General features: G+C 45.6%; 14 protein-coding genes. 5 read left to right on the top strand and 9 right to left on the bottom strand.

Annotated features, from left to right (window positions below; translation table 11 throughout):
• The coding region (locus EPO18_RS06880) for a hypothetical protein (protein WP_292432399.1) at window positions 1–262 on the top strand (262 nt) is incomplete at its 5' end.
• Window positions 263–448: 186 nt separating this feature from the next.
• On the opposite strand, the gene EPO18_RS06885 is transcribed toward EPO18_RS06880, so the two are convergent.
• The 4 genes from EPO18_RS06885 to hcp form a co-directional block, all read right to left on the bottom strand.
• Window positions 449–898 (bottom strand): bacteriohemerythrin, encoded by a 450-nt coding sequence (locus EPO18_RS06885; RefSeq protein ID WP_292432401.1) that lies wholly within the window; start codon window positions 896–898, stop codon window positions 449–451.
• Window positions 899–918: 20 nt separating this feature from the next.
• Complete coding sequence (locus tag EPO18_RS06890) at window positions 919–3618, bottom strand: EAL domain-containing protein (protein WP_292432402.1); 2700 nt, start codon at window positions 3616–3618, stop codon at window positions 919–921.
• 327 nt (window positions 3619–3945) lie between these two features.
• Window positions 3946–4980 carry an aromatic/alkene monooxygenase hydroxylase FAD-binding subunit MmoC gene (gene mmoC, locus EPO18_RS06895; protein WP_292432403.1) on the bottom strand — a complete coding sequence of 345 codons (1035 nt, stop codon included), beginning with the start codon at window positions 4978–4980 and terminating at the stop codon, window positions 3946–3948.
• A gap of 132 nt (window positions 4981–5112) precedes the next feature.
• Window positions 5113–6780, bottom strand: a complete 1668-nt coding sequence (hcp, locus tag EPO18_RS06900) for a hydroxylamine reductase (protein WP_292432404.1) — start codon at window positions 6778–6780, stop codon at window positions 5113–5115.
• A gap of 280 nt (window positions 6781–7060) precedes the next feature.
• On the opposite strand from hcp, the gene norR reads away from it, so the two are divergent.
• The gene (gene norR / locus EPO18_RS06905) at window positions 7061–8608 is read left to right on the top strand and encodes a nitric oxide reductase transcriptional regulator NorR (RefSeq protein WP_292432406.1); all 1548 of its coding nucleotides are present in this window, start codon (window positions 7061–7063) and stop codon (window positions 8606–8608) included.
• 140 nt (window positions 8609–8748) lie between these two features.
• Here norR and mnmE read toward each other — a convergent pair whose 3' ends face one another.
• Genes mnmE through rpmH form a run of 5 tightly spaced genes read right to left on the bottom strand, consistent with a single transcriptional unit; the run spans window position 8749 to window position 12589 of the window.
• Window positions 8749–10143, bottom strand: a complete 1395-nt coding sequence (gene mnmE / locus EPO18_RS06910; RefSeq protein ID WP_292432408.1) for a tRNA uridine-5-carboxymethylaminomethyl(34) synthesis GTPase MnmE — start codon at window positions 10141–10143, stop codon at window positions 8749–8751.
• A 12-nt stretch (window positions 10144–10155) separates the two neighbouring features.
• Window positions 10156–11868, bottom strand: a complete 1713-nt coding sequence (gene yidC, locus EPO18_RS06915; protein ID WP_292432409.1) for a membrane protein insertase YidC — start codon at window positions 11866–11868, stop codon at window positions 10156–10158.
• Complete coding sequence (gene yidD / locus EPO18_RS06920) at window positions 11861–12094, bottom strand: membrane protein insertion efficiency factor YidD (RefSeq protein WP_292432410.1); 234 nt, start codon at window positions 12092–12094, stop codon at window positions 11861–11863. The genes yidC and yidD overlap by 8 nt, the downstream gene beginning before the upstream one ends.
• Window positions 12076–12444: a ribonuclease P protein component gene (gene rnpA / locus EPO18_RS06925; protein WP_292432411.1), complete on the bottom strand. Its 369-nt coding sequence runs from the start codon at window positions 12442–12444 to the stop codon at window positions 12076–12078. Before rnpA ends, yidD begins: the two co-directional genes overlap by 19 nt.
• Before the next feature lie 10 nt (window positions 12445–12454).
• Complete coding sequence (gene rpmH / locus EPO18_RS06930; RefSeq protein ID WP_081466895.1) at window positions 12455–12589, bottom strand: 50S ribosomal protein L34; 135 nt, start codon at window positions 12587–12589, stop codon at window positions 12455–12457.
• 169 nt (window positions 12590–12758) lie between these two features.
• Between rpmH and dnaA the strand changes: the two genes are divergently transcribed.
• From dnaA to recF, 3 genes are all read left to right on the top strand, one after another.
• Window positions 12759–14075 carry a chromosomal replication initiator protein DnaA gene (dnaA, locus tag EPO18_RS06935; RefSeq protein ID WP_292432414.1) on the top strand — a complete coding sequence of 439 codons (1317 nt, stop codon included), beginning with the start codon at window positions 12759–12761 and terminating at the stop codon, window positions 14073–14075.
• A gap of 188 nt (window positions 14076–14263) precedes the next feature.
• Window positions 14264–15415, top strand: coding sequence for a DNA polymerase III subunit beta (gene dnaN / locus EPO18_RS06940; protein WP_292432415.1), 1152 nt, complete (start codon window positions 14264–14266; stop codon window positions 15413–15415).
• Window positions 15416–15425: 10 nt separating this feature from the next.
• Entirely contained in the window at window positions 15426–16502 is a 1077-nt protein-coding gene (gene recF, locus EPO18_RS06945; protein ID WP_292432416.1) for a DNA replication/repair protein RecF, read from the top strand.
• Window positions 16503–16522 lie beyond the last annotated feature (20 nt).

The following is a 16522-nucleotide window of genomic DNA, read 5'->3' on the forward strand; positions in this document are numbered from 1 at the left end:
TTTGGTAGGCGGTAAAATTAAAGTAGCGCTTGAAGCTGCAGCTAGCGGTGCAGATAGCGCTAAAGTTGCTGATCTTACTAAAGAAGCATTGGATGCAAGCAAAGAAATCAACGCTAACGATAAAGTTGATATCGCTCGCTCAAGAGCAAATAACAAACTGAAAGCTGCTAAAAAACATGCTAGTGACGGTTCTGTAAAAGAAGCCGAAGCAGAGTTACAAGAAGCTGCTAAAATGTTTGCAGCTTTGAAAGGTTTAATCTAATATTGACCTGACCCTATCGGGACAACATTTGGTTTCCTGATAGGGTTTTAAAACTATTTACCGCTTCGAATCATTTTTTTCAACACAGCTGCTGCCTGATTGCACTACCCTCTCCTGAAGCACCTATTTATACACCTTCGTTATATTTTCTGAGTTCAAAGCGTAATCTTATTGTTGATTAGAGCACTAAACTTTGTTGTTAGAACGATATTGCTCCGATGCCAAAAGAAAAGCAGCCAGTTGCTTGTCAGTATTGAGTATATGATCGATTAGCCAATTGTTCAGAAAGGACAGCAAATCTTCCCGCGAAATCAGGATTCCGGCTTTAATATCATTGTGCACCGCGACCACCTTGGCCGAAAAACTCCGATGCTGCCTGATGTGCGTATTCATATCCTCAATCGTGTCCTCAATGTAGCTGTACTTTTGCATCAGCTCCTCTTCGGTTTCAAAATGGTACAACGCATAACTGAGCATATCACGAGTAATTTGTTCCAAAAATTCGGCGTTATTATTAACAGTTAGCTTGGTATTGGCCTCGTTAAAAAGATTGACGAGAATCTGATGCTGCTCGTCAATTTTATCAATTCCAGTGACCAGCCTGTCATTCCATACGATAAGATCATAATCGGCCATATATATTCCCTATGAATTTGCTATTTAAGTAATTCGTCAGCCAGCATAACCCGCAAGCTATGCAGGAGACTGATCATATTTTGCTGTAATACCAACAATTGTGCCTTGGCCGCGTCGGCCTCAATTTTCATACCGGCCCTATGATGCTCACACAAGCGAGCGGCGGTTTGGTGGACATTTTGGTGTACCGCGTCAAGTGCATGAAATTCGCTTATTGTATGGAAATGACTGGCGCTCTCGTCATAATACCACTGGCCAAATCGACATTGCCGGTAATCCCGTAGCGATTCCGGAGTGGTTTGATCGCGCGGATCGTCAAGATTGGTCAGTACCTGTTCAGTCCAATAGCGATGATTCACTTCAGCCTGCAGCAGCTCGAAATAATTCCGCGAGGTTAAATGAGAGGCGGATAAACTCCACAACGGATCCGGAGTAAATCCTACCAGCCATAAATTCATTTGTTTCGCAGTCATAGGTCTGGCGAGACCGTAACCCTGCATAACGTCACACCCCAGTTCCAATAACATTAATACCTGATCGACGTGTTCCACACCTTCGGCAACCACTTGTAACCGGAAAGACGCGGCCAAGCCGATCACACTTTTTACAATCGCCATATCTCCGCTGGTTGCCAACATCCCGGAAATAAAGCTTAAATCGATTTTCAAGACGTCGACCGCAAGATGCTTTAAGTTCGCCAGTGATGAAAACCCGGTACCAAAGTCATCCAACGCAACCCGAACACCCATAGAGCGGCATTTGCGGATGGCGTCGCCCCCGACAATCACGTTCTCCAATGCGGCCGTTTCGACAACTTCTATTTCCAGCCGCTCGATGATTTCAACATCATATCCGGCAAGTATTGATTGCAGACGTTCAGGAAATTCCTGATTGCGCAATTGGCGGGCGGAGATATTGACGCTAATCTGAATGTCAAATCCAGCCTTACGCCATTCGACCAGTTGCCGCAAAGCTTCCTGGATTGTCCACTCGCCCAAGGCGATAATCAGGTCGTCATGTTCGATCACCGGAATGAATTCGAATGGCGACAAAAGACCAAGAATCGGATGGTTCCAACGCACCAGCGCTTCGGCGCCCACCACCTTGCCTTGACGGCAATCGATCTTGGGTTGATAGTAAAGTTCAAACTGTCCTTTAATCAATGCGACACCGATTTTCTTAAGAAAGTCCTGAGCCGTTTGATTACGCTTTGCGTGTACCGAGTTAAACAGTTGATAACCGTTTTTGCTGGTTTGTTTGACCTCATACATAACCTGGTCGGCATGGCGCAACAATAAATCCGGATCGCTGCTGTCTTCGGGAAACAGGGTCACGCCGATGCTGGCTGAAATATGCGCCACCTGTCCGGCTATCCGGTATGGAGCCGCAATGGAGGTAACGATTCGTTCCAACGTTTGTTCGCACTCATCGACTTTTGTGAAGCCGCCGAGCAGCAGCGCGAATTCATCGCCGCCGAAGCGGGCAGCGGTGTCTTCCTGGCGTATGCATTCTTGTAAACGCTGAGCAACGTCGCATAGCAATTGGTCTCCTGCTGCATGACCGAGCATATCGTTGACTTGTTTAAAGCCATCCAGATCAAGCATGCAGATAGCGGCAATTTCCTGGTTGCGTCGACAGCGAGCCAAAGTCTGGTGCATGCGGTCGGCTAATAAAACTCGGTTAGGTAACTGGGTAAGGGGATCATAAAAAGCCAGATTATTGATTTTTTCCTCTATAACCTTGCGTTCGGTAATGTCGGTATAAGTGGCGACATAATTAATGACTTTTCCGTCATTGTTTTTCACCGCAGTAATGGTCACAAATTCAGGACGTATTTGACCATTTTTATGCCGATTCCAGATTTCGCCTTGCCATGTGCCGGTGCGAAGAAGGCTGTTCCACATTGCAATATAAAATTCCGTATCATGATAACCGGATTTTAATATGTTCATCTTACGATTAATCAGCTCCTCGCTTGAATAACCGGTGATTTTAGTAAAAGCTTGGTTGACTTTGACAATGACGTTATTGGTATCGGTAATGACCATGCCTTCCTGTGACTCGAAAGCAATAGCTGCGACTTGAAGCTCGGCTTCTACTTGCTTGCGCTCGGTGATGTCGGTGATAAAACCGTGCCAGAGCGTTGAGCCGTCAGCCAGCCGCTGCGGCAGCGCATTACCCAGCAGCCAGCAATCAGGCTCCTCGTCAAATTTTAATCGATACTCCTGAACCCAAGGCGTTAAGTCCTGCGCCGAGGTTTGTATGGAAGCTAGATGATTCTCTAAATCATCAGGATGTACTACGGTAAACACATAAGATGCATCTTCACGAACATCTTCCGGGCTAATCCGATAGATCTTGAGCAAGCTTTCATTGGCGTAAGGTACGCAGCAACTGCCATCGGGTCGCAGTTGAAACTGATACACAATTCCAGGCACTTGGCCGGCGATTTTCTGAAGTCGATCCAGCACTTCAAATTGCGTTCTTTCCGCTTGCTTCTGGTTAGTTAATTGAATTTTAAGCGGGCGACATACCAAAAAATAGATAGCAGGAAAGATCAAAGTCAAGAGCAACGCCGCATCGAGCAGCGCTTCATGCCATTGCGAAAGCGGCGGTAATCTGTCAATAAACAACATGACTAGTGTCTCGCCGACAAAAATGGAACCGATTAATGCCAACAGCAAGTGCTTGACTGATTGAGAATCTTTAATTGATATCACATCAACTTTGCTTCTCAAAAGCAAATTTCAAATTTATTTTTTGGAATAGGTAGCCGACTCATTAATGCCTTCAGACAATCAAGTTCTATGTAATCATTTGCTGATAGCCTGTCAGCATAACAACAATATACTAGTTTGTCTAACGGTGTTTATCCTTACCGAGTGCATATGTTTTAGGCTAGTTATCAAGAAGCTGCTTAACGCATTACATCATGAAAACACGAAGAAAAGCCGAGTAAAAATTTCGTGTTTTCATGATGGCTAATCAATGCGCCTACTATTTTTTTACATATTGATCCCTGTCTTTTTCGAGATTTCCGGCTTTAATTAAGCAGGCAAAAATCTTTCACTCAACACCTGCTTATCCGGCACCCCTTTAGCTTTCGCGGCCGCTTCGGCAGCGTCAATTAAAGCAGGGGGCCCGCACAGGTAAATGTCCGGCAATACAGTTGTGCTATCCAGATCTTGAGCCAGAGCATCTACCGGCGTACCGCAAAAGCCCTGCCAACTATTACCCGGCTTCCAGACACAATAAATCACCTGAAGCTGGGGCAGTTCTGCTTGCAACGCTTTCAACTCGGTCTGGCAAAACAATTCTTCGGCCCGGTTTGCGCCGAAGTAAAGCCGCGCCGGATGCGGTTCTTGAAACTCGGCCATACGCCTTAACATGGACAGCATAGGCGCAAGACCGGTGCCTCCGGCCACGAACCAGCGCGGCCTCAAACCGCTTTCAGATAAGCCGAAAGCGCCTTTGGGGCCGTGAACGATCAAAGTCTGTCCTACAGCAGCCTGTTCCCGTAGCCAGGTGGAAAAAAGCCCGCCGGGTTGCAGTCGAATCAGAAACTCCAGACGACCATCCCAGTTGCCTATATTGGCAAGCGAATAGGCACGCTTGATGTCCTGATCCGGCACTTCCAGTTCCATGAACTGGCCGGGTTCGAATTCGGCGACTGAGCCGCCGTCTTCATTCGGCGCAAGGCGTAATTCCAAGCGCAGGGTGTTTTCACCCACGGAATCGATAGCGGTAATTTCAGCATTTCGAATCTTGATTTCGCCAATCAGGATACGGTCATGATCGAAAGGCAGGTCAATGCGTAAATCGCTTTTAGGAAAGGTGCAACAGAGTAGGGTACCGCCTTTTGCTTCATCGTCTGCGGGTAGTGCGGCAGGATTATGTTTGCCCAACGTAAAGTCGCCATGGGTGACATCGGCATAGCAAGTGCCGCAATTGCCCTGTCCGCATTGGGCGGGCAGTATAATATGAGCATTGGCGGCAGCTTCCAGCAGATTCTGGTCAGCGGCGCACTCGAAACGAAGCTGTTCCCCGTCGCGAGTGGTAAGTTCAATAGCATGAGTGTTCATGATTTGTTTGGGCTCCAGAAAAAATACTGCCGGAAAATACAAACATCCAGGCTTCCTTCTTTGAAAAAGGGGGATTTCAAAGAAGGAAGGGATAAGGCTTTAGGGTTTCCGGCAGAGGAGGAAAGGTATAAATTAAGCAGCTTTGCGCGTCAGCGATGCTTCGATGTCGGCCTGCGCGGTGGTAATGGGTTGCAACCCGAACTTATCGACCAGCACCTGTACCAGATTAGGCGTCAGGAAGGCAGGTAGCGTGGGGCCGAGGCGAATATTGCGGATACCCAGCGCCAGCAAGGTCAGCAACACCGCGGCAGCTTTTTGCTCAAACCATGACACGACCAGGGATAAGGGCAGCTCATTCACTCCGCATTCAAAAGCGCCGGCCAGTGCGGTGGCAATTTTGATCGCCGAGTAGCTGTCGTTGCATTGGCCTATATCCAGCAGCCTCGGAATGCCGCCGATGTCGCCGAAATCATGTTGGTTAAAACGGTATTTGGCGCAGCCCAAGGTCATGACCACGGTGTCTTGTGGAGCCTGTTCGGCGAACTCGGTGTAGTAATTACGACCTGGCGCAGCGCCGTCGCAGCCGCCAACCAGGAAGAAATGCTGAATGGCGCCAGACTTGACTGCGTCTATGACTTTATCGGCCACGCCCAGTACCGCATCGCGGCCAAAACCGACGGTGACGAATTTTTCGCTGATGTCATCTTTAAAACCAGGCAATGCATTAGCGGCTTGAATTAAAGGCGCAAAATTTTTGTCGCTGATATGGCGCACACCGGGCCAGCCTACCGGGCCTGCGGTAAAAATACGCTGACGGTATTGAGCTTGCGGCTCGATGATGCAGTTGGAAGTCATCAAAATGGCGCCTGGAAACTCGGCAAACTCTTTTTGTTGATCCTGCCAAGCGCCGCCGTAATTACCGACCAGATGGGGATATGCCTTGAGCTTTGGGTACGCGTGGGCAGGCAGCATCTCTCCATGAGTATAGATATTGATGCCCGTGTCTTTGGTTTGCTCCAGCAAAGCGGCCAGATCGCCCAGATCGTGACCGGATACCAGGATAGCTTTGCCTTTGATCGGAGTGATGCGGACTTGCGTCGGCTGTTGCGCACCGAAATTACCGGTGTTGGCCTCATCCAGTAACGCCATCACCTCAAGGTTTAAAGTACCCAGCGCCATAGACTGGTTCAGCAGCGCTTCGACATCAGTGGGATTTGAGCTGAGAAAATCCAGCGCATCCTCGATTCCGGCGTAAATAGTGTTGCTTTCCTTACCCAGCACATAGGCATGGTGAGCGTAGGCGCAAACGCCTTTGAGGCCGTAAAGCACTAATGAACGCAAGCCGATAATGTCCGGGCCGACTTGGTCGAGTCCGGCATTAATGCCTACATTGGCGGCCTGTTTGAGCATTCCGTCCATATCGGCAGCAGGCTGCCAGACAGCTGGACCAGTGAGTTCTTCAGGCGTAAGGCCTGATGCAAGCGCAGCTTGCATGTAGCTTGCCTTGACTCGATCCCGTATCTGCGCGGCTTCTTGTATCATCGCAACGAAACGGGTCGCATTGAAATTCACGTTGGTCAAGGTGGTAAACATCGCGTAGAGGATGAAATCGTCGGCGGCGTTATCCGGAGCATTCAAAGCGCGAGCGCGTTTGGCATACTGGGCAATGCCTTTGACGCCGTGAACCAGTAAATCCTGCAAATCGGAAGTTGTAGCGTCTTTTCCGCACATGCCTTTGGCAGTAGCGCAACCGCTGTCGGCATTGGATCGGTCAGTTTGTTCGCATTGGTAACAAAACATCAGGTAGTCTCCCCAAATTAATAATTCAATTAAAGTCGCAGAAAAAACTGCGCCGTACGTATCTACCTAAGGTTTATCACCACGAAGACACGAAGTTTATGTTTTTCTTCGTGTCCTTCGTGTCTTCGTGGTGAATTAAATATTCAACTTAAGTTGATGCTTACAGATAACAGCACTTACCATGCCAAGCAAAAAACCTTGTGTTTACTGGCTTAGCCAAGGTATCGTTGTGTTTTTAACATCGCCTTTAAGTTGTGCAATTGACACCAGCGTTATCACTATGACAACAAACCTATTTTTTACCTCGCTAATTTCCATTGTTGCAGACCTGTCCACACGCATGTCGGCAGAACAACGCTACCAGCGCTTGTTAGAGCATTTGTGCCGAATTTTTCCTTGCAATGCGTCCGCGCTGCTTAAATTTGAAAATCCTTATTTGATACCGCTGGCGGTTAACGGCTTATCGGAAGATACCTTGGGTCGACGTTTTACAGTTAGCGAACATCCACGACTGGCGCAGATTTTGGCTTCCAATCAAGCGGTACGTTTTGCGGCCGATTCCGACCTGCCCGATCCTTATGACGGGCTGATTGAATCGGATAACGATCAACTGCTGGTGCATGATTGTATGGGGGTTACACTATTTATCGATGGGGAACCCTGGGGCGTTTTAACATTGGACGCGCTAACTCCCGGCACCTTTGATAATATCGACCCGATGCAGTTGAACACCTTTATCAGCCTTACTGCCGCCACGGTCAAGGCGGCTGGGCTGATTAGCTCTTTGGAACAGCGGGTGCGTTACGCGACTCAAACATTATTCAAAGAAAGTACCGATCAAGATATGATCGGTGACAGCGAATGCATGCGAAAATTGCGTAATGAAATTTCCATCGTCGCTCCGTCGGAACTTGCGGTTTTAATTTTAGGCGAAACGGGAGTAGGCAAAGAATTGGTTGCCCGGCGTATTCATCTGGAATCGAATCGCGCCGATCAAGTTATGGTCTACGTGAATTGCGCCGCATTGCCTGAGAGTATTGCCGAAAGCGAATTATTCGGTCATAGCAAAGGCTCGTTTACCGGTGCCGTTGGCGATAGAACCGGTAAATTCGAGCTGGCCGACGGCGGCACGATTTTCCTGGACGAAATCGGCGAACTGCCGCTTTCAATTCAGGCCAAATTATTGCGTACCCTGCAAAACGGCGAGATACAGCGCGTCGGCAGCGATCAGCCAATCAAAGTGAATGTGCGGGTTATTGCCGCAACCAACCGTAACCTGCAACAAGAAGTTGCGGCAGGACTGTTTCGCCCGGATCTTTATCATCGTCTAGCTGTTTATCCGATGAATGTCCCGGCTTTGCGGGAACGGGGCAAAGATGTTTTATTGCTGGCCGGCGCTTTCCTGGAAAAAAACCAGCAACGGCTGGGCATTAAAAAATTGCGTCTGGATCAGGACGCCAAAAAAGCCTTATTGGATTACCGCTGGCCGGGCAACATTCGTGAACTGGAGCATTTACTCAGCCGGGCAGCGCTAAAGTCGGCAACCCCGGAAAATCGCCAAGCGGATTTTATAACTATATCCCTGGACTATTTGGATATAGTGCCGGAGCCGTTGAATGATTCACATGCCGAAACTGTAGCAGATTCATCGACAGCTTTACCCACGCCGATGGATTTTAAAAATGCAGTTGACGAGTTTCAGCGTCGGCTCATCCAGCAGCAATTGGCGGCGCAACAGGGCAATATGGCGGCTACAGCACGAATGCTGGGGATAGATCGGGGTAATTTTCATCGTTTGCTGAAACGATTGGCAGTTAAAGTTGAGTAGGGCGTGCCGTGCGCGCCAAAGAGGTGTCGCATTGCTTGAAAAAAGGCGCGCATGGCACGCCCTACACTAAGCGTCCAATTTAAAACTCTACACGGACATGAAAACAAGATCGGTCCGGGAGTGTAAGCTTTGTTTGAATGTTACTTACCGATACAAAAGCTGGAAAATATTTTCCCCAGCAAATCATCCGAAGTGAATTTTCCGGTAATTTCCGCAAGGCTCATTTGCGCCTGTCTTAAATCCTCCGCGACCAGTTCTCCTGCTTGGCTGCTTCTTAACTGATTTAAAGCACTTTCAACAAACTCATGGCCTTTGTTCAAGGCTTCGATATGCCGTCTTCGGGCGATGAACACATTATCGGTAGCCTCATTAAAACCGACGCTCTGTTTGAGGTGTTGCTTTAACAGTTTCATACCGTTGCCGGTTTTTATCGACAAATAGATTTGGGTGCCGAGTTCCGTTTGCTTTATTTCCGGTTCTAGCCCCAGCAAATCTATTTTGTTGTAAATTTGGGTGACGTTGCTGCCGGGCGGCAGTGTTTTTAATACCGACTCTATATCCGGTTCCCTGGCATCGATCAGTAATAAAATCTTATCGGCGTTTTTGATTTCCAGATGAGCCCTGCGGATGCCTTCCTGTTCTATCGCATTGTCGCTTTCGCGCAGGCCTGCAGTGTCGATGATATGCAGAGGCATGCCGTCCAGCTGGATGCGCTCTTTTAACACGTCGCGCGTGGTTCCGGCTATGTCTGTGACTATCGCGGCTTCGTGTCCGGCCAGCGCATTGAGCAGGCTGGATTTTCCGGCGTTGGGTTTGCCGGCCAATACGACAGTCATACCGTCGCGCAGCAGGCGGCCTTGTTGCGCCGTTTGTTGGATTTGTTCGAGACGGTGCAGTATTTTAAGCATCCGGTTTTCGACTACGCCGTCGGTTAGGAAATCGATTTCTTCATCGACAAAATCGATAGCCGCTTCAACGTAAGTTCTGAGCTCGGTCAATTCTTCGACCAGTTCGTTGACCTGTACTGAAAAAACGCCCTGCATTGACTTTTGCGCAGAACGGACCGATTGCTCCGTACTGCTTTCAATTAAGTCGGCGACAGCTTCAGCCTGGGCTAGGTCGAGTTTATTGTTTAGAAATGCGCGTTCGGTAAATTCGCCGGGATTAGCTAAGCGTGCGCCTAAAGATAACACTCTACGTAACAGCATATCCAATACGACCGAGCCGCCGTGTCCTTGAAGTTCAAGGATGTCTTCGCCGGTGTAAGAAGCCGGGGCCGGAAAATAGAGAGTGATGCCGGAATCGATGACTGAACCGTCTTTATCTATAAAAGATGAATACAGGGCCAGTCGAGGAACTAATGGTTTATCTCCAGGGATGGAGTGTATGTCGCTGGCCTGCTGAGAGCAGGCGCGACGGATTAGGCGTTTGGCGATGTCAGAAACTAAAGTCCCCGAAATGCGGATGATACCGACACCGCCGTTCCCTGGCGGTGTTGCAATGGCTGCAATGGTATCTAGGTTTTCAATTTCCACAAAAGCTTAGAGTCATACAGTTTTAGCTATCTGTTTGGTGATATACGACTGTTGAATGATAGACAGGGTGTTATTGACCACCCAGTATAAAACCAAACCGGCCGGGAAAAACAAGAAGAAAATAGTGAAGACGATCGGGAACATCCTCATTACTTTAGCCTGTATCGGATCAATCGGCGCAGGATTTAAGCTTTGCTGGATTTTCATGGTGATACCCATGATGACCGGCAATACATAAAACGGATCTTGTATCGATAAGTCCTGTATCCACAACATAAAAGGCGCTTGACGAAACTCAACAGTCTCGCTCAATACCCAGTATAAACACATAAATACCGGAATCTGAACCAAAATCGGCAAACAGCCACCCAATGGATTGACCTTCTCTTTTTTATACAGGGCCATCATTTCGGTATTGAAACGCTGTCTGTCATCGGCAAAACGCTCTTGCAGTTCTTTAAGACGCGGCTGAATTTTGCGCATCTTGGCCATTGATCTGTAACTTGATTGCGACAATGGGAAAAACAGTAATTTGATACACAGCGTTACGCCGATAATGGCTATGCCCCAATTGCCTGCGGCATTGTGGATCTGGTTCAATAACCAATAAATCGGTTTGCCGATAAAGGTTAAAAAACTGTAATCGACGGTAAGCTCCAAACCAGGCGCTATTTTTTCCATCATAGGCTGGATTTTAGGACCGGCGAATAATTTGGCAACAAATTGCGCATCCGAGTTTGCGTTAACGGTAACCGGTGGAGAATAAGTCCCGATAACATAGCGTCCGTCATTCAGTGCCTTGGTATAAAAGTGATTTTCTTGATCGGTAGGCGGAATCCATGCGGAAGCAAAATAATGCTGAATCATTGCTGTCCAACCGCCTTTGGTCGCAACATCAAGATTCTCATCGGCCATATCGTCATAACTTATTTTTTGGTATTTCTCTTTTTCGGTATAGATAACGCCGCCTGCATAAGCTCTCATGCCGCCGGTCAACATTCCGCCACTGCTGCTTGTCGTATCCGGTGCTCTAAGCAACTGGCTGTATTGTCTGCCGGACCAAGGCTTATCGGAATTATTTTTGACTTTTTGTTCCAGCGTTATGTCATAACTGCCGCGTTTAAAGGTAAACAGTTTGGTAACAGTTAGGCCATTATCAGTCCATGTTAACGGTACTGTTAAACTATCTTGCCCGGGTTTTAGATCGTAACTGTCCTGTTCATTTTTAAATACCGTGTGATGAGTCGGCGCAGTTGCAAAACCGCTATCGGCAATTAAACCGCTTTGCGCGACAAATAACTTTTCCTGGCTGCTGTCAAATAGGCGTACCGGAGCAGTATTTTTTTCAGCAACAGATAAACCGACCATTGCGCGTAGCTTATCTACGACAGTGTTGGATTTCTCAACCGGATAGTCCAGTAAATCCAAATTCTGGATTGTGCCTCCTTGCAGATCAATTTGAAGCGCAAGCACATCGGTTTTGACGGTAATAATGTTGGCGGATGAAACTGTCGCCAATGGAACGGCTGCGGTATTTTGCTCTGCCGGTTCTGTTTGAGCCGATTCACCGCTGGCAGAAGGTAAATCTTCTTTAGTATTGGCGGCTATAGGATCTACAATAGGAGCAACTTCGGGTTTCGGGCCATAATCCAGTTGCCAAGCTTGTTGCATCAAAATAACAAGCGTCGCAAAAGTAACGATCAGTACAAATCTTATGTTATCCATTCTTATTACCAAATTTTTCCGGAACGGGATCAATGCCACCTTCATGGAACGGGTGGCATCTTAATAATCTTTTGAGGGTGAGATAAGAGCCGATAATGGCTCCATGGAGCTGAAGCGCTTCCAGAGAATAACTTGAACAACTTGGATAGAAACGACACCTGTTTCCAAGCAAAGGACTAATAAAGTACTTATAAAACTTTATAATTGCTATGAGCATGAATCGCATCGGGATACCAACTTAAGCCAATGCCTTTCCAACGATTTTCTCAACAAATCCAGCGGAGCATCTACGGCTTCTCTACGAGCCAAAACAACAATATCAATATTCCCCAATCCATGTTGTTTTATTCTAAAGTTTTCCCGGACAGTTCGCTTAATCACATTCCTTTGCACTGCCTTTCTTATATTTTTTTTAGCAATCGCCAAACCCAGCCGAGGATGATCGAAATCATTCTTTATGGCTAATAGAGTAAAATATTGGTCACTTGATTTTACAGGCTTAGCAAAAACCTTTTTATATTCAGCCGGTTTTTTTAACCGTAACTGCGGGGGGAAACTAAAAACTTCTTCAGCCACCAACCGTCAACTAAACGGTTAACTGGGCGCGACCTTTTGCTCTACGAGCATTGAGAACTTTACGGCCACCTACAGTTGCCATTCTTGCACGAAAACCGTGCGTTCTTACGCGTTTAATTTTACTCGGTTGGTATGTTCTTTTCATTTACTTAAAGCCTAATCGGATGAGAGTGTTAACAAAAACAGATAAAAAAGACAGCGGATGATAAAATAAACCATCAGGCGTGTCAATTCTGTAGCGTAATGTTTTATTGCGGTATAGTGATAAGAAGCTATATTACTTTATTAATTATAATCAAATTTTTACTATTTCGATGAGCTCAATTTGGAACAATTGTCTTTCTAAACTTGAAAATGAAATTTCAGGTTCTGACTTCAGTACCTGGATACGGCCTCTTCAGGCTATAGAAAGAAATGGACAAATAAAATTATTAGCTCCAAACCGGTTTGTACTGGATTGGATTAAAGAGCATTATTTTGCAAAAATTGAAGAGACCATTCATGAGTTTTCTAACGGCACATTAACGTTGAGCCTGGAAATCGGTACTAAAAGCTCATCCATTCCTCCGGCAGCTAAAATGGCCAAGCCGGCCGGAGCTCAAAAAACCAGTCCCAATTTTCTCAATAAAGCGTTTACGTTCGACAATTTTGTTGAAGGTAAATCCAATCAATTGGCTAGAGCGGCTTCAATGCAGGTTGCTGAAAATATCGGCAAAGCTTACAACCCGTTACTGATTTACGGCAGTTCGGGTTTGGGTAAAACTCATATGATGCATGCGATAGGCAATGCTGTTTTACAAAAAAATCCTTCTGCGACTGTTGTTTATCTTCATTCTGAAAAATTCGTTCAGGATATGGTCAGGGCTTTGCAACAAAATGCGATTAACGCTTTTAAAGAATTTTATCGCGGCGTTGATGTGCTTTTAATTGATGACATTCAATTCTTTGCCGGCAAAGAACGCTCTCAGGAAGAATTTTTTCATACTTTCAATACGCTCTTAGAAAAGAAACACCAAGTCATTTTAACTTGCGACAAATATCCTAAAGAAATCATAGGTCTTGAAGACCGCTTAAAATCACGGTTTGGTTGGGGGCTTCCTGTTTTAATCGAGCCGCCCGATATGGAAACCAGAGCCGCTATTTTAATGAAGAAAGCTGCTTTGGTTAATATTGAGCTGGTTCAGGATGTGGCTTTCTTTATTGCGAAAAGGATTCCTTCCAATGTTCGAGATCTGGAAGGGGCTTTAAGAAGAGTCATTGCCAACGCCCAGTTTACCGGTCGTGAAATCACCATTGAATTTACCAAAGAAGCTTTGCACGATTTAATTTCGCTACAGGATAAGCTGGTTAATATCGACAATATACAGAAAACAGTCGCCGAATATTTCAAAATCCGAGTCGCCGATTTGTCTTCTAAAAACAGGAAACAATCCATTACAAGGCCTCGGCAAATGGCTATGTGTCTGGCTAGGGAGCTGACATCACAGAGCTTTCCGGAAATCGGCGATGCTTTCGGCGGTCGCGATCACACCACGGTAATGAATGCCTGTAAAAGAATTACCGAATTAAAAGAAGCCGATAGCAAGATTGCAGAAGATTACTCCAACCTGTTGAGAACCCTGTCACATTGACGGGGAGCAACCTGTGGATAAAATGCATTTTTGTTAACAGCTTTTATTTAACTACAAACCGTACACGTTAAGGCAGCATACTTAACCACATTATTTATAACAACACAGCTAATTGATTATTAAGGAAAAAATACTGTTATCAACAACTTCCTTTTAACCTAGTAGTAATAATAGAAAAATAATATTTTATGAAATTTATTATTAATAGAGAAGAAATTCTGCTTCCGTTGCAGCAAATAGTCAGCGTGATAGAAAAAAGGCAAACAATGCCTATCCTTTCCAATGTCTTAATGGTTATCGAGGAAGATCAGCTGATATTGACGGGAACTGATTTAGAGATTCAGATCATCGCCAAAATCAATATTTCAACAGCTGTGCCAGGTTCAATTACGGTTCCGGCCAGAAAATTTTTGGATATTTGCAGGCTTTTACCGAGTGGTGCAGAAATTAAATTTGAATTGCATGATGATATCGCCAAGGATGGTGAGTATGCCGCAAGCCTGCCGGGAGCAGGTGCGGCAAAAGTAAAAATCGCCTCCAATCGCAGCCGTTTTTCTTTGAGTTGTTTGCCAGCTGCTAGTTATCCTGAATTTGCCGAATCGGAATTAGAGAATCACTTATTCATCAATGCCGGCAAGTTTAAAAAAGCACTTGATAAAACCGTATTCTGCATGGCTAACCAGGATGTTCGTTATTATCTGAACGGTTTGTTGCTTAATGTATCCAACAGCAAGTTGAAGCTAGTTGCTTCCGATGGACATCGCTTATCCATTTATGAAGACATTCTAGATCAAGCTACCGGCTTCGAATCCAGAATTATTCTTCCCAGAAAAGGCGTTCTTGAATTGAGCCGATTGCTTGACGATCCCGATGCTGAACTGAAGGTTGAGTTCTCCAGCAACAATATTAGAATTTTTATCAAGAACCTGATTTTTTCGGCAAAGCTGGTCGATTCAAAATACCCCGATTTCGGCAAAGTTTTTCAACAGGAATTTTTCAACCAAATTCATATTCAAAAGCAAATACTAAAAGATGCGTTGACCCGTGTTGCGATCTTGTCGAATGAAAAATTCAAAGGCGTCACTTTCGATATTACCTCCGAAAGCCTGAAAATCAGCACACATAATCCGGAGCATGATGAAGCCGAGGAGGAATTGTTTATTGAATACACGGGCGAACCTTTAACTATCGCTTTTAATGCCCAATATTTATTAGATGCTGTGTCAAATCTGGATTCGGAACTTGCGGTTCTGACAATTGCCAGTAACGCCAGCAGTTGTTTTATCGATGAACCGAGTGACTGCGGGTATAAATTTATCGTTATGCCCATGAGACTGTAATATCGCATTAATGAGTTTGTTGAAACTGGATATTTATGCTGTTAGGAATATCCAACAAGAATCGATCATCCCTTCTCCGGCAATTAATCTAATTGTCGGAAAAAATGCCAGTGGGAAAAGCGCACTTATTGAAGCCATCTTTATTTTGGGACGAGCCAAGTCTTTTCGTTCTTCAACCATCAAGCCGGTTATTAATTTTGTGCAATCTCATTTGATTGTCTCAGCACAAACTTTGCAGGCCAACGGTTCCCAGATGCATTTGGGCATACAGTTGGATGGTAAAAATATCGAGATTCATATCAATCAGCAATTAAAGCAAAGACGCTCGGATTTAGCCTATGCTTTGCCGTTGCAACTGATTCATCCTAAAAGTTACGAGCTACTCGATGCCGGTTCTCAGATGAGAAGAGAATTCTTGGACTGGGGTGTTTTTAATAATGATGAAAATTTTTTGCCAGTTTGGCGCAGATTTAAAAAGGCCTTATCGCAGCGCAATGCATTGTTAAAAACAAGACGGCTTGAACAAATCAATGTTTGGGATAAAGAATTGGTTTATTACGGTACAATAGTCGATTGTTACCGACAGCAATATTTAGAAAAATTCAAGCCGGTGTTTATTAAAATTATCGGCAGATTTTTAGCCCTTGATGGAATCGATTTGAAGCTTGTATCCGGATGGGACACAGCTAAGGAATTTAGTCATGTTTTAACCGAAGATCAGGATAGAGATTTGCGCTATGGATTTACTCATAGTGGACCGCATCGGGGAGATTTTCAATTATTGGTCAATAATCGGTTAGCAAAAGATTTTGTCTCACGAGGCCAATTAAAATTACTGGTCATGAGCTTGAAGCTGGCTCAGGTTCAATTGCTTGTCAATGAACAGAGCCAAGCCGGCTGTATTTTGATTGACGATTTCGCGGCAGAACTCGATGTAATTAACCGAGCTAAATTATTGCGCTATTTGTCCGAGATGGATTGTCAGGTATTTATAACAGCAACAGAAGCAATTGATTTTGGCGATTTAAGTCAGATAAAAAATTATAAAATGTTCCACGTGGAACAAGGTTCCATAAAACCCGTGTAGTGTTCCACGTGGAACATTCG

This window comes from Methylobacter sp. (genome assembly GCF_004322395.1).
GTDB lineage: Bacteria > Pseudomonadota > Gammaproteobacteria > Methylococcales > Methylomonadaceae > Methylobacter_A.

What these genes read in the sequence shown, in the direction of transcription:
- rpmH (WP_081466895.1), bottom strand. Translation starts at nt 12,589, where the DNA reads ATGAAAAGAACATACCAACCGAGTAAAATTAAACGCGTAAGAACGCAC.
- yidC (WP_292432409.1), bottom strand. Translation starts at nt 11,868, where the DNA reads ATGGATAACATAAGATTTGTACTGATCGTTACTTTTGCGACGCTTGTT.
- norR (WP_292432406.1), top strand. Translation starts at nt 7,061, where the DNA reads ATGACAACAAACCTATTTTTTACCTCGCTAATTTCCATTGTTGCAGAC.
- EPO18_RS06885 (WP_292432401.1), bottom strand. Translation starts at nt 898, where the DNA reads ATGGCCGATTATGATCTTATCGTATGGAATGACAGGCTGGTCACTGGA.
- dnaA (WP_292432414.1), top strand. Translation starts at nt 12,759, where the DNA reads ATGAGCTCAATTTGGAACAATTGTCTTTCTAAACTTGAAAATGAAATT.
- mmoC (WP_292432403.1), bottom strand. Translation starts at nt 4,980, where the DNA reads ATGAACACTCATGCTATTGAACTTACCACTCGCGACGGGGAACAGCTT.
- dnaN (WP_292432415.1), top strand. Translation starts at nt 14,264, where the DNA reads ATGAAATTTATTATTAATAGAGAAGAAATTCTGCTTCCGTTGCAGCAA.
- recF (WP_292432416.1), top strand. Translation starts at nt 15,426, where the DNA reads ATGAGTTTGTTGAAACTGGATATTTATGCTGTTAGGAATATCCAACAA.
- hcp (WP_292432404.1), bottom strand. Translation starts at nt 6,780, where the DNA reads ATGTTTTGTTACCAATGCGAACAAACTGACCGATCCAATGCCGACAGC.
- yidD (WP_292432410.1), bottom strand. Translation starts at nt 12,094, where the DNA reads ATGCGATTCATGCTCATAGCAATTATAAAGTTTTATAAGTACTTTATT.